10 protein-coding genes are annotated in these 13,460 nt (G+C 44.5%); 7 read left to right on the top strand and 3 right to left on the bottom strand.

Annotated elements, in window-relative coordinates; all coding sequences use genetic code 11:
- Positions 1-25 precede the first annotated feature (25 nt).
- The 3 genes from AC3CH4_RS06820 to AC3CH4_RS06810 all read left to right on the top strand — a co-directional run bounded on the left by AC3CH4_RS06820 (position 26) and on the right by AC3CH4_RS06810 (position 4,291).
- Positions 26-2,305, top strand: coding sequence for a hypothetical protein (locus AC3CH4_RS06820; protein WP_488543513.1), 2,280 nt, complete (start codon positions 26-28; stop codon positions 2,303-2,305).
- Between the two features lie 43 nt (positions 2,306-2,348).
- A complete protein-coding gene (locus AC3CH4_RS06815) occupies positions 2,349-3,929 on the top strand; it encodes a M91 family zinc metallopeptidase (protein ID WP_488543625.1) in 1,581 nt (526 codons plus the stop codon).
- Between the two features lie 179 nt (positions 3,930-4,108).
- Positions 4,109-4,291, top strand: a complete 183-nt coding sequence (locus AC3CH4_RS06810) for a hypothetical protein (protein ID WP_017077989.1) — start codon at positions 4,109-4,111, stop codon at positions 4,289-4,291.
- 273 nt (positions 4,292-4,564) lie between these two features.
- On the opposite strand, the gene AC3CH4_RS06805 is transcribed toward AC3CH4_RS06810, so the two are convergent.
- Complete coding sequence (locus AC3CH4_RS06805) at positions 4,565-5,086, bottom strand: DUF2058 domain-containing protein (protein ID WP_488543512.1); 522 nt, start codon at positions 5,084-5,086, stop codon at positions 4,565-4,567.
- Positions 5,087-5,487: 401 nt separating this feature from the next.
- Here AC3CH4_RS06805 and AC3CH4_RS06800 point away from each other — a divergent pair, with 401 nt between their 5' ends.
- Positions 5,488-6,822: a sphingomyelin phosphodiesterase gene (locus tag AC3CH4_RS06800; RefSeq protein ID WP_488543511.1), complete on the top strand. Its 1,335-nt coding sequence runs from the start codon at positions 5,488-5,490 to the stop codon at positions 6,820-6,822.
- Positions 6,823-6,861: 39 nt separating this feature from the next.
- The gene (locus AC3CH4_RS06795; RefSeq protein ID WP_488543624.1) at positions 6,862-7,812 is read left to right on the top strand and encodes a chromosome partitioning protein ParA; all 951 of its coding nucleotides are present in this window, start codon (positions 6,862-6,864) and stop codon (positions 7,810-7,812) included.
- 4 nt (positions 7,813-7,816) lie between these two features.
- On the opposite strand, the gene AC3CH4_RS06790 is transcribed toward AC3CH4_RS06795, so the two are convergent.
- Positions 7,817-8,851: an AraC family transcriptional regulator gene (locus AC3CH4_RS06790; protein ID WP_488543510.1), complete on the bottom strand. Its 1,035-nt coding sequence runs from the start codon at positions 8,849-8,851 to the stop codon at positions 7,817-7,819.
- A 169-nt stretch (positions 8,852-9,020) separates the two neighbouring features.
- Here AC3CH4_RS06790 and AC3CH4_RS06785 point away from each other — a divergent pair, with 169 nt between their 5' ends.
- Together AC3CH4_RS06785 and AC3CH4_RS06780 are read left to right on the top strand one after the other, a co-directional pair.
- Positions 9,021-10,034: a DUF2804 domain-containing protein gene (locus tag AC3CH4_RS06785; protein WP_474355522.1), complete on the top strand. Its 1,014-nt coding sequence runs from the start codon at positions 9,021-9,023 to the stop codon at positions 10,032-10,034.
- Positions 10,035-10,121: 87 nt separating this feature from the next.
- Positions 10,122-10,970, top strand: coding sequence for a sterol desaturase family protein (locus AC3CH4_RS06780; RefSeq protein WP_473577471.1), 849 nt, complete (start codon positions 10,122-10,124; stop codon positions 10,968-10,970).
- A 15-nt stretch (positions 10,971-10,985) separates the two neighbouring features.
- Here AC3CH4_RS06780 and AC3CH4_RS06775 read toward each other — a convergent pair whose 3' ends face one another.
- Positions 10,986-13,424, bottom strand: coding sequence for a carboxypeptidase-like regulatory domain-containing protein (locus AC3CH4_RS06775; RefSeq protein ID WP_488543509.1), 2,439 nt, complete (start codon positions 13,422-13,424; stop codon positions 10,986-10,988).
- Positions 13,425-13,460: the final 36 nt, after the last annotated feature.

Raw genomic sequence — 13,460 nt, 5'->3', positions numbered from 1 at the left:
TATTCACTCCAAGAAAAAGTTAACTATGAAAAACAAAAACACGTTATGGCGGTTTGTCGCCATACTATACAGCCCCATGTCAGCCGCGCTTTGCTTAAGCAATGGAGTTCAGGATACCCAATCACTAGACACAATAAACAATGATCGTGCCTCTTTATGGTCTCGAAATGAGCTTTATTTGGAACCACAGTTTGGTACTGCGTTAGGCGAACTTGAACACGATGCGCACACGCAATCTTTCACATCAGCATGGCCACAAACAGAAAAAGCGTTGGCTAACGTCCCACAAACATTCGAAAGCTCGTTGAGCCAAGAAAGCCTAATCAATCGGTTGGGTCAGGCCGGTTCTTCTACTTTGGAAGTCTTAGGGCCAATCGGAGATGCTGTTGCGGTGGGCTTTTGGGTCGACAACATGGTCCAAACATTCTCTCAAGAATCTTCGACTCAACTCGACAAAACGGCTTCTATTTTTTCTCTCATTCCTCTAGTTGGTGATGAGCTAAACCTATTATCGAATGACATTAAGTACTTCTCAGCCAAAGAAAAAATCACCGAATTTGAAAACCAATCGCATTACGTGTTTACCAACCACTCATCAGAATTTTCTCGTTTCCATCATTCAAAACAAGATGCCATCGAACTCATCAATAAATACGACGATCATGTCAAGCTCACTGCCTCTATGTATATAGATAACCTACTTCTTGAAGCAGACACTGAGTATCGCCGGTTAGCTTCAGCGTATGACAGGCAGTTATCTAAACAAATGGCACGAATTGATTTAGAACTGTTGAAGTCAATCGGGCATGTTTCCCCTAATTCAAATCTACACCAGCCGCTATGCCAAAATGCTCAAGACTCTTTAACAGAGCTCGAACGCTGCATTCGCATTGAAGGACCAGCACGCATCGAGGATCTGATTAATAAACTGAACGCAGATGACTATAACGAGCTCGCTTTGAATATACATAGCAAGAAAAGAGAACTTGTTGAAATTGCTTTGCGCCGACTATCCACACATAGAGAGAACACAATTAAACGGCTCATAGAAAGGTCAAAGCCTCACGTGGTATCGATCCTTACACACAGCAAAATCAACCGAAGTATATTGGAATTTCAAGTAAGGCAAAGTGGATTGAGAGAGTATGCGAAAGAAATGTGGGATATCGATTACCTGAGCGAGGAACAACTCAGTACAGCAACTATAGAAGTCCGCCCCGCAAGAACTTGCTGGGGTGTTCCTTCCATTGCCCCAGGCGGTATTCAAGCTTCTCTAGATGCATGTAAAGACTCTGGTCCATTGTACGATACTTACCACCCTAAAAAGGATCCTGAGTTATCCGAATTGTTGCTAAAAAAGGTAGAATTTAATGTCGAACAGCATATTGCATCGAGGGTTGTTAATGGTTGGCCAGCAGGCTTATTTAGAACTCAGCTAATCAACACCGCTAGCGCTTATATATCTGGCCAGTCATCAAACAAACTATTTGAAGAGCTAGTGTCCGAGTTAGCGAACATCGAGATTCTTAGTTATCAAACGTCTTTCAACGAGTACCTAGAGAGCAAAGGAATTGACAGCTCTGATCCAAACGTTCGTAAAAGTTGGTATGAGATTAGCCGTTGGTATGAACTGCTGCTAACAGAGCGACCGAGCGGCGGAGTGTTAGATCAAATCAAACAATATGAAATTTTTGAACATTTTATTCAACCTCAATTCAAGCTCGCTATTTCAATGTCTTACATCCGCTCTCTCAATTACTCGTTACCGTATCCAAGTGTATACTCTGCAGCAAATCTTAGGTTTTATGCCCCAAAAATGGCAGACATACTCGATGACGTGATGTCGCAGCCAAGCACTAACTTTGATCAAAACTTTCAAAGCGCTATTGAAAGCATCATTGAAAAGGCAATGAAGACGACGAATGCCAACCAACTTCAATATTTATTGGGCGATCTTTCGCTCTATCTACAAATCGCGCAACATCAGCTGTCAGAATTCAATGTACCACCTAACAGTCAACATCAACTGTTCAACAGCACGCTTTCCCCTCTGCACCTGAGCTACCTTTCCGATGAGCATCAAGATGAACTGGAACAACAAGTAGGCTATGTATCTTCACATGCCCTCTGGGGCCAACTCGCGAATATAAAAATAGCGTTGAGCCAAGGAGATCTCGAGTCTGCAATTAGGCAGCTTGGGTTAATCATTAAACAAGAAGAATTCACCATGCTCCCACATCTCAACCATCTGCTCCTCAAAGAACTCGAAGATTGGATTGAATTACAAATCGCATTAGAGGAATAAGCCAATGAAAACTAAGATTTTCTTAACTCTTTCAGTACTTTTAATGCTTGTTGACCCAATGAATGTATATGCTGGAAAAGGCTCAGAATTCGGCCTCTTTTATGACGCTCCGGATGGCGTAAAAGTGATTGCTGGGTACAACTCAGACACCCACGGTAAACTTTATCGCATGTCTAGAAACCTCTACGTACAAACAAAGAGTGACGCATACCTTGCAGATATAAGCGTGTTAATCCGCAAGCTACAGTTGTCACAAACTGGACGAGAAATTTTACGACAAATCGCTACCTACGTTCCGGTCAATGCGCCTCACGACGGTGTTGAACCATTGATTGAACATACAATGGGGATCGACCACTCTAATGCTGCGGTTGTCACTGTGATAAGAGAACCAGAAGGATCAGGAAGACTCTTTGAGACGACACCCTCTATATTTGAAGATCAACAAAAGGCCTCGCTAGCTTGGCAGCGACAGTTTAATGGTAAGGGGGTCTCGAATACGGTTTACTTCTCCACCACGGAGATGGTCAATATTCCAGGAACAGAGACACCGTTTGATCAAACCGTCGCATTAGGGCATGAACTCATTCATGCGAGAGACTTCTCTTCTGGTGCCGTACCTCAAGGTAATGCGCCTCTGTCTCACCGACACCCAGACACCAATAAAGCGACAGAGTATGTGATTCCTAATTATGAATATCAGACCACAGGAATTACTCACTACAACAATGCTGAACACGGTCGAGATCCCGTTACGGAAATCAGTAGTGCCAGGCAGTCAATCATCAACCTTCGTGAAGAGATGTACTTCCAATGGAAAGCGCTAGGACAAGAAAAACCTAAGGCGTATTTAAAAAATGAAAAGATCGTGAGTGAATTTCATTTGGCTGACGATTTGGGAAAAGCAAAAAGAAATACTTATTGGCCGAAAGAGCACTACGACTACAAGCCATATACGCTTGAAACAAGACCATCCGCAACACCTCAGCATGCACCGAACTGGGATACTGTAGAAGGGAAAATGGCACATAGCGAAGTTAGACAAGTACTAAAGAAATCGATAAGTGAAGGTAACAAACCTGCGATTGTTATCGTTGATGCTACCGAACAACGCTTATCTCAAAGCTTGCAAAATTCACCAGCGCTAACACGCCGAGGACTCGGAAACCAAAGTTCAATTCTGAAATACGCTGCTCAAAACGATATTAAAGTGGTCAATATTTATAGCAAGCAGAATGAGACCCCACTTAACTCCTTAAACAAACGTAAAAAGAGCCTTCTTTATCGTTCAATTTTAGGCAAACAGACAGACGCAGACCAAGGTTACAGTGATGTTCAATACAGCAAAGACAATGAAAGCACGTTAGTCTCAGCGCTTGAGGAAAATGATGAAGTTTTGGTCATGGCCTACTCCGATGGGAAAGTGACAACTAATGTAATCGATAGCCTATCTGAAAGCATGGATAAACAAGTGGTTGTATCCAGATACGCTAACTTAGATTATCAACCTTCAAATCTCAGTGCGGAAGAAAGTACCGCCTGGAAGGCACTTAGCAACAAAGAGAATGTGAAAATGCTAGGTGGAGGTAGTCGCTCTCGCTTCAATATATGTAGCATCCAATAAACAGCATTGTCGAACACGAAGCACCTTATATCGCTGCTCCTTTCTGTGGCCAAGCACAGCAACAAGTAGCGAGGTTATGACAAATAAACCCGCTACTTGACTTAAAAATGAAATCACAACGAAACAAAAGTTTGAGTTAATGGAGTCGGTTATACACTGGGATTCCATCAGGAGGATCTATGAAACATTGCCCATCTTGTTCAACTGAACTGGTCGCAAGAGACGATGTACAAATTTGCCCACGCAATGAAATCGGCGACTGCTATTTTGATGGCTATGAGCAATATCAGCTCGAATATCATCAACTTAAAAACAACCAACAAGACTCAACTTTCGACATCGCAGACATTGTTGCCGATTAGCTGGCCAAAGCCTTAGTAGGTAACCTACCTACTTAGCTACTTAGCTACTTAGCTACTTGGCTACTTGGCTACTTACCAGTAAAGCGGTCGTAAGTGAGACACCGGCAATGAATTATTTCTCAAATATAGAGACATGACCGGTTCAGATGAGCCCGTAAATAATTCTATGCAGTTGCCAACATTGAAAAAGCCCCGATGTAAGACACATCGGGGCTTTTAATACTTCTTCACGCCACAAGTAATTGACGAATTAGATAGTGATTTAGTCGAGGACTACCACATTAGATCATCTGGGATCACGAAGTCTTTGTACGGATCATCTTCGTCTACTTCATCAGCGCTTGAAGCTTGAGTATCAACGATAGATTCTTCGTCACGCATCGCGATCTTGTTCGCTACCGCAGTAGGAATAACAACATAGCTTTCGCCTTGACGCGCGATACTTAGAATACCTTTACTTAGTTGCTTTTGAGTCAGGTCTTCTACGTAAAGGTATTTAACTAGCGTACCATCGGTGAAGTTGTATTTGATCTCACCGTTCTTCTGTTCGATCTTGTTCATCTCAATCAGTTGCTTCACTTGAGCTTTAATTTCTTTGCTCAACTGCTGTTCTTTCAACTGTTGGTTTAACTCTTTGTCTTTCGCTTGCTGCGCCAGTTTAGTTTCTTCTGCTGCCGCTTTTGCTTCACGAGACTGAACGCGAGACTTTTTAGAGCCCTTCTTCGCCTTCTTTAATTTTTTCTCATTTACCAAGCCAGCTTTAAGCATTTGCTCTTGGAGTGTTAACTTTGCCATGACTTTCCCAGTTCAGGATTAAAAACGACACTATCATACCTGTTTTTGAGGAATCTGTTTACTGAACAATGGCAAAATTTTTGCTGATAGAGCAAGGCGGTTAGCGTTATTCCTTATCGTGATTCACAGCATCCATTTCTGGTTGTTTACCGACCTATGATTTCCACGAAAACAACCACTAGTGACTTACCCTCAAACCCAAATCCTTCCTCTATTTTTTAGCGTGCGCGCGTATCACTTATCATTCCGATAAAGCAATATGTTAATTATCAATGAGTAATCGAATTTATAAAACCATGGCATATATCTAATATTTGGATAATTCTGATAGAGTTATAACTCCAATGTCATAACTCTTTACTACGTTATTCTTTAAACCAATCAGTAAGGATAACGTGAAAATGAAAACTCAATGGACTTGCCTGAGTGCATTACTTGCATCAGCTTCATTCATTTCAACATCGGCGATTGCAGATACCGATGTGTACCTGACCAATAACACCAACCAAGTGATGACGATTCAAACCAATCATACTGGTACCGACTTACTGCAACTTGGTGATGAGTGGCAGCAACATGTTGAACAAATTGGCCCGTGGGAAACCAAAAAGCTGATAAGTTTCAACCGCTGGACAGGCGTGAAGTCCGGTAAAACATACGAGTTTGACACTGTAGTATCGAACGCTGTGGGAGAGAGTGTCACGCTCAACCAAACCATGAAAGGTCATTGGTACAACTCGACACTGCAACATGGTTTAAGTGCCGCAGACGTCAACCTAACGCTGCATGACGATCGTAATATTCATCGCAGCACAACCGATACATTCGGGGTCAATGCAGAGCTTGCACTTAAAGCCGATTCTACGGCGCGCTACGATGATATTTATTACACCATCACCCCACCCAAAGTAGATGAGCAACCAGAGCCGGATGCCAATACACTCAAAGTCATGACCTACAACATCTGGGCGCTACCTGCCATCGCTTCGCATATTGGTGACCGCTACGATCTTCTCCCTCAATATGTAAAAGGCTACGACGTGTTGGCGCTACAAGAGGTGTTTGCTAACGGCAGAGATGAATTCTTGCGTGAACTTGCAAAAGAGTACCCGTACCAAACCAAAATGCTCGATAAAGATGGGATTAACATCTATGACGGTGGCGTGGTCATTGTGAGTCGCTACCCTATTGTCAACGAAGCGCAATACGTGTTCCCTGATTGTACAGGCACAGATTGTTTCGCTGATAAGGGCGTGAATTACGCTGAGGTCATCAAAAATGGTCAGGCTTATCATGTGTTTGGCACCCACACCGCATCATTCGATACGGACACCGCTCGTGACTACCGACAGCGTCAATTTAAACAGATGCGTCAGCTTGCTCAATCACTGGAAATACCAACCTCAGAAACGGTTATTTACAGCGGTGACTTCAATGTGAACAAGCTGAAGTTCCCAGGCGACTACCAACAGATGTTCGCTAACCTGCAAGCCGCTGAGCCTGAGTATTCAGGTTATACCGCTTCCACCTTTGATCCTCGCATCAACAACTTTGCAGGCGAACCTATGTCTGGCGGGGAAAACGTCGAATACTTGGATTACGTAGTGGTGAGTTCGGAGTACGCACAAAAAACTCACAACAATAACCGCGTTGATGTTCCTCGCTCAACAAGCAGTAAGTTATGGAAGCACTACAACCTTTCAGACCACTTCCCTGTTAGCGCTGTCATCAAGTAACTCGGTGAACCAATAATGCATCGAGTTATATTAATCCTAATGCTCGTCTTAACGGCGAGCATTATTGGCTATTCGTGGTCATCAAAAACGAACGAAACGCCGCTATCTTCTGCTCAACACACAGAAGCTAAGCCGCGTGGTCCTACGACAACTGTTGACGATAATTCCACACCAACTGCAACCGCCAGTTCGGAAAATACAGCATCGCAGAACAAACAAGCCGAAGCAGAATCATCGGGCGGAGAAACGCATGTTGAAAACTTAAGCGAACTTGAAGGTAAAGCTCTATTCGATGAACTCGATGGGTTCTGGGCGCTTTGCAAACAACGCGATGACTGCACTGAGCAACTCGCACGATTGAAATCAGAGTTGCCGAGTATATGGTTTGAGTTACTGAGCGACTATCCGCAGCTATCAGTCGACTGGCAATTAACCCAAAGCACTATCCCACTAGAATCCATAGAAACTCTTGAAGATCGTGTGGCCTTATTCAAGCAGTCTGCACAGCAAGTATGGGGCGAGTTGGCCCACCAGCTATTCGCAGACCAGTTTGCGCATCTAGATTTTACGCTCGACGCAAACACCCTTAAAGAAAACGAAGCGAGCCAGTTTTTGGCCAACTATCAAGGTTTGCTTAGTGAATGGCAAAACAATACGGGCACATTAAACGCCGAAACACAGCTTCAAAAATATGAATTGGCAGTCTCTTTGATACCCAGCAGCTATAGCCCTGCTGAGATAGTATCAGTCAAAGCGGACCTTCAAGAGACCTACTTAGATGAAACTGAGGCCAATAACATTGCCGCACGAGAACAACAAGTCGCGCAACAGCAACAAACAGTGATGACTTACCACGAGCAACTGGATCAGCTCAAAGCGACCTTAGGCTCTCAGCGTTCCTCAAGTTATGCCACTTGGACTCAACAAGATTGGGACAGTTACTATCAGCAGCAAGTATCCGATTTCAGGGAGCAGTTTTTTAGCAAGTAACGCTTTAACTTAAACCGTTACGGAACTGCGCAGGCGTTTTATTGAGCCACCCTTTAAACGCTCTTCTGAAGTTTGCAGGATCGCTATAACCGAGCCTTTCACCGATGTCATCAATGCTCATGGTTGTACCGAGCAATAGTTCTTTAGCGAGTTCCACTCGAACTTCGGTAAGCAATATTTGATAACTGGAATCATGGGTCACTAGCTCTCGCCTGAGTGTACGAGAACTGCAACCAAACTCTTCTGCGAGTTGTTCAATATTCGGGAAGCTACCTGCAGTTTGATAAAAGATCGTTTTGATCTGGTTAGTCAACAAATGTTCCGAGTCCAACGTTTCCACTATCGACTGGCAAGACGCGAGATAGCGCTTCAGTGTCGCGGCATCATGAGTCAATAAGGTTTGTGACAAAACAGAAGCATCAAAACGCAGTTCACAATGGTTTTGTTCAAAAATCACCGGGCACTGGAAGCGGTTGTCATAAAGCTTGGCGTAGTTAGGGCGAGCATAAGGCAAAGCCAAAGTGTGAATATCCAATTCATGACCAGTGAGTTCTTTGAACAAAGAGACGATGGAACTCAAGAAATACTCACTGCAGAAAGGCAGGAGATCACCCACTTCCAAGGTGTTCTCAATCTGAATCACTGCTTGCTCGGAATCTAGAAACAATTTAACCGAGAAAATAGGACCGTTCAGGCGCAGATATTTGAAGCCCGACTTGATGGCCTCCCCGACATTTTGACTGGTTGATAGCGCATAACCCAACACACCAAAATGGCTCAAGCTAGCGTGTTCTCCCAACCAAAGCCCCAAGCCATCGTGAGGAAAACTCTGATTAGCCGCGCTAAATAACGCAAGCTTGTCAGCGTAAGTCAGCTTTCCATTCGAGTCTCGCCAATCCATATTCGGCAAACCCACATCATTGAGTAGCCTTTCAATATCGATACCTCGTTGCTCTAACGTATTCAACAGCAGCGCGATATCTAATGTCCCCAACTGATGCCGATGTCCGGTTGGCTTATACTCCGCGATAATCTCCAATAGTCTCTCCTTATATCGAGCCCATTCCCATCAACATGACTACTCAGCTTCAACAACACTACTGACAAAATCGTGATTGGCAACGCGCTCTTGTCCGAATATGACCTCCCAATTCTACGCTACTCATCGCACAATGGCTTTAATTGTTAAATTTATGTGAACCATCGCAATGATAAAAACGAACCCTGCCCCACACAGTTTGATTGATTCTAATGGTCAGCCGATCATTGGACATTTCGATGGCATCCCAAAACAACTGAACATCGAGAACTTTGACTACCGAAACTCGATGGATTCAAAAGCAGGTCCTTGGCAGAAGCACTTTCACTACAAGCAATTCCAGTTTGTCAGCATCGTCACCGACACGCACATTATTGGTGCCGCTATCGCGGATATTCGCTACTTAGGCTCGGCATTTTGTTATCTGTACGATATTGAAAACAACCATCTGGAGGAGTCATCTTGGTTAAGGCCGTTTGGGTTTGATAAACAAGTTACCGCTTCGCCATTTGACGGCACGACAAACATTGCAGGCCAAAGCATCACCTTTAATATTGAAGGCGGGCAATGGCAAGTTCGCTTGAATACCAAACTCATCAAGGCCGATATCGCTTTAGAACCTGAAGCCGACAGCTTGCCCTTGGCGATGTGCAGCCCAACGGGTTATTCAGGTTGGACTTACACCCAAAAGCACAATGCTTTGCGCATCAGCGGTGAAATCCAAATCAAGGGAGAATCACTCGTTCTCGAACAAGCTCGTGCCGGTTATGACTTTTCAGCGGGCTACATGAGACGTGAAACCAGTTGGCGCTGGGCAAGCATCAACACGCAATCCAATGGCACAGATATTGGCCTAAACCTCGCGGCGGGCGTGAATGAAACCGGAGGCTGCGAAAACGTGTTATGGGTCAATGGAACCAGACACTTGCTTAACCCGGTACAGTTTACGTTCAGTCGACAAGACACGAACTTGCCTTGGCAGATAACATCACAAGATGGACGTATAAACCTGACCTTTACGCCCTTGAATAACCGCAGCGAAAAGCTCAATTTATGGCTGTTAAAGAGTAACTTTCGTCAGTTCATTGGTCACTTTTCTGGCTCGATTGAAGACAACAATGGAGTGACACATCGACTCGATGGCGCTCTTGGTCTAACAGAAGATCACTTTGCACGCTGGTAGCGAAATTCTGCTGACTGAATCACAAACGATCAAGTCTAAGCAAATTTGATACTAAGAACGCGTATGGCGACTCAACAAGGATATAACATGAATATCGACGCATTAATCAATCACCCAGAATGGCTACTGCTGGTATTAGCGCCCTTGTTCGTGGTGTGCATGTTGGCTGAGTTTTTTATCGGCCAGAAGCAAGGTCGACTACCAGATAATTCCAGCTATAAACTTTCAGAAGTGATGTGTAACTTCACGCTTGCGGGAATGCATCAACTCTCCGATTTGCTCACCGGGTTATTAGTCGTGCAGTTGTATCTCTTGATGTTTGGTTGGCGTTTAATGGACATCGACATGGGCATGCTGAGTTTCATTGTGTTGGTGGTGTTGCAAGACTTTTGCTATTACTGGTTCCATAGAGCAAGCCATCGTGTTCGCTGGATGTGGGCAGCACACGTCGCGCACCACAGCTCAGAACAGATGAACTTCAGTACGGCTTTCCGTCAAAGCTTAATGTACCCACTTGCTGGGATGTGGCTATTTTGGGTACCGCTCGTCATCATCGGTTTCAACCCTAAATGGGTCATCTTTGTGGTGCTTCTCAACCTAGGTTTGCAGTTCTTTGTCCATACACAATGGATACGAAACTTGGGGCCACTTGAATACATCTTTAACACCCCTTCGCATCATCGAGTACATCACGGCAAAAACCCGCAATACATCGATAAGAACTACGCCGGCGTTTTGATCATTTGGGATAAGTTGTTTGGTACGTTCGAACCTGAAGTTGAAACCGTGCGTTACGGTGTCACTAATCCAGTGGACAGTTTTAACCCGATAGTGGTCACCTTTCAAGAATGGAAGGCCATATTCAAAGATTTGAAGAACCGAGAGCTAACCATGAAACAAAAAGTACGATTGATACTCTCGCCTCCTTCAGACTAATCAAAACGATCGGATTTAGTACACCTTATGAAAATCAATGAGGTTGAATGTGAGGTCGCTTACCCAGAAATCGCCGTCCAAGTCGGCACCTTGCACGTATCGCTTGTCGCCCATTTCTAAAGTCACAATGTATTTGCCCGCGATGAGCCCCTCTACCATGTAAAAGCCATCGCTCTCAATCTCGCTCGAATACTCGGTGCCTTTCTGGATATGTTTAAAGTGCAGATAAGCACTGTTTTCTAGATCGCCTTCCACTGTGCCATCGACGCCAAATGACACCACCATTTCGATGTGAGCATGAGTTAGCCCGACTTGCTTAGTGTTTACAAACACAGGGTTTTGAATCGGCGTGAGGTTAAGGTCGAGTGCCCCTTCATCAATATAGATAGGTAGATTATCTCGAGCCGGAACACTTGAGAATTCAAATCGGCCTTTTGCATCACTGACCGCTCGTTGGTCCAAGATTTGTAGGCTTACGCCTTGTATGGGTTGTTTGTGGTGATCGTAGACAACGCCCGTCAGCTTAGAATGGTTGTAACGATTCCACTCAACAAACTCACCAATACTTTCATCAAAGTAAGTTTTAGCACCGAATTCGGTCGTCATCTCGACACCGTATCGGTCTTCGGTTCCTTCTAGCTTAAAGAGTAAATAAGGGTTCACTCGAGCTTCTAAAGAGGCGGAAAACGAAACCTCCTGCTTTTGATAGCGAGCCGATACGTTCGTCGTGAGCTCTTGAAAAACCTCTAGAGGATCTAGCAGGCACTCTTTACAGGCATTCCTTAGGGATAATTCAGTTCGTTCATGATGACCAGAGCCATCAACGGTTCCAGAAATATTCCACGATGTATCCGAAAAACCGCTTTTGGCCAAGCCAATCGTGTGTAGATAGTCTTCTTGATGGGAAGCTTTGGTGTATCGATAGTCACCGGCGTATGAGACAAACAGATTACGAGCCACTTTCGAGTTCAACTTGGGTTCAACGCTCAACTCATCTTCATCATCCCTTACCGTTAAAAAGGCCGTTAGATTGGCAAGCGACAGGTTGTATTTGAACACATCGTACTCCATCGACTCTAAGTCCAATTCATCGGTTTTATTGAGCTCTATCGATGCCGACTGATCGCCGTTGATCAAGATATCAAACTCCATTGGAAAGCGATTGAACTCAGGTAACCAACCGATATGACCCGCGAACCAATGCGCCGGTAAGTATCGTCCTTGAACGCCAATCAAGTCTTTGCCATTTTGCCTCATAAAGGCACTACCCACAGTGAAGTAATCGGCAAGCCCATATTCGAGCGACACAGCGCCAGCTCGGTCTGCACCTTCATTGCCCACCACTTGTACACCCCACTCGTTGCTTGGCAGAAATGCATCTTCTAAACCGGCAACGGTGATCTCTTCTTCCTGCCAGACACCTTTCGATAAGTAGTAGCGAAACTTGATGGTGTCACCTGGGGAAATGTTATCTTCTTCAACCACGAAGCGTCCAAACTCATCAGAGCGATAAGTGGTTTGATAAATGCCATTGACTAAAACATCGATGCTGATATTAGGTTGAGTAGTTCGTTCGAGTTGAAGGTTGCCGAACTCTGTCTGTCGCTTTCGGTTGGTGTAATAGAGCCCATCTTCGAGGGTTTGATTCACGGTAAATACGCTGCCATCTAATAACACATGGCCGACTTCCAAAGAGCCTTCACCGTCATGAGCTTCTACCGCAATGTTGTAATAAACGATGGGGTTATCTTCTCGTGAATCAATCGACAAGCGAGACAAAGAGTGTTCAGTGCTTAATATGGTGTCTGAGATTGCGTAAACATCACCGCCAGTTTCACTGTCGTGATAAACCGAAGTCGCTAAGCGAGTCGCCAAACCCACGGCGGCAACAGGTTCGAAAGCTGGCGTGCTTTCAGATCGCTTGAGATCCTCGGCCTTCTTACGTGATTCATTTTTCATCTTAGAAATAGCGGCTTCCAGTTCAGTCAATGAACTGAATTCAGGAGTAACGGTGAGCCGATAATCATCAATATCCCAACGCACTTTTGCCGGGATACAAGCTTGTAAGCTGTACCAGTGGATGTAAGTTTCTGAGTCGATGACTTGATATTTGATCGACTGGATATTGTTGTCATCGCGATAACAAATGGCTTGTTCGGTATCTAGAATGTACGGAGGAGATTCTCTTCCCACATCTTGAGGCAAATACAGTTCGCAATATCCGCTTTCATCACACTGACCATTCATTTCGAGCAGATAAAAAGCGGCATTGGATATCGAAATGAAGGGTTCTTCGTAGTCATCCATCATGACACGATAAAAGCTATCCCCCACTTTCCCGACTCGAACTTCAACATGGGCTGGATAAAGCTCACTCGCCTCACTTTCTGCTTCAGATTGCGAATACGCACCAAAAGGAAGCAGTGAAGCGAGCAACAAAAGTCGCCAAACCATGCAATTGAACACTGGCTTTTACAGAGTTCGCTTCAA

Source organism: Vibrio sp. QJM3NY_26, from assembly GCF_057786005.1.
The sequence above is the reverse complement of the archived record's forward strand: the minus strand, read 5'-3'. Positions and strand labels throughout refer to the sequence as shown.

Bases quoted from the DNA above. Each gene is read 5' to 3' on its own strand.
- AC3CH4_RS06815 (WP_488543625.1), top strand. From the start codon at position 2,349: ATGCTTGTTGACCCAATGAATGTATATGCTGGAAAAGGCTCAGAATTC.
- AC3CH4_RS06795 (WP_488543624.1), top strand. From the start codon at position 6,862: ATGCTCGTCTTAACGGCGAGCATTATTGGCTATTCGTGGTCATCAAAA.
- AC3CH4_RS06805 (WP_488543512.1), bottom strand. From the start codon at position 5,086: ATGGCAAAGTTAACACTCCAAGAGCAAATGCTTAAAGCTGGCTTGGTA.
- AC3CH4_RS06820 (WP_488543513.1), top strand. From the start codon at position 26: ATGAAAAACAAAAACACGTTATGGCGGTTTGTCGCCATACTATACAGC.
- AC3CH4_RS06785 (WP_474355522.1), top strand. From the start codon at position 9,021: ATGATAAAAACGAACCCTGCCCCACACAGTTTGATTGATTCTAATGGT.
- AC3CH4_RS06800 (WP_488543511.1), top strand. From the start codon at position 5,488: ATGAAAACTCAATGGACTTGCCTGAGTGCATTACTTGCATCAGCTTCA.
- AC3CH4_RS06775 (WP_488543509.1), bottom strand. From the start codon at position 13,424: ATGGTTTGGCGACTTTTGTTGCTCGCTTCACTGCTTCCTTTTGGTGCG.
- AC3CH4_RS06810 (WP_017077989.1), top strand. From the start codon at position 4,109: ATGAAACATTGCCCATCTTGTTCAACTGAACTGGTCGCAAGAGACGAT.
- AC3CH4_RS06780 (WP_473577471.1), top strand. From the start codon at position 10,122: ATGAATATCGACGCATTAATCAATCACCCAGAATGGCTACTGCTGGTA.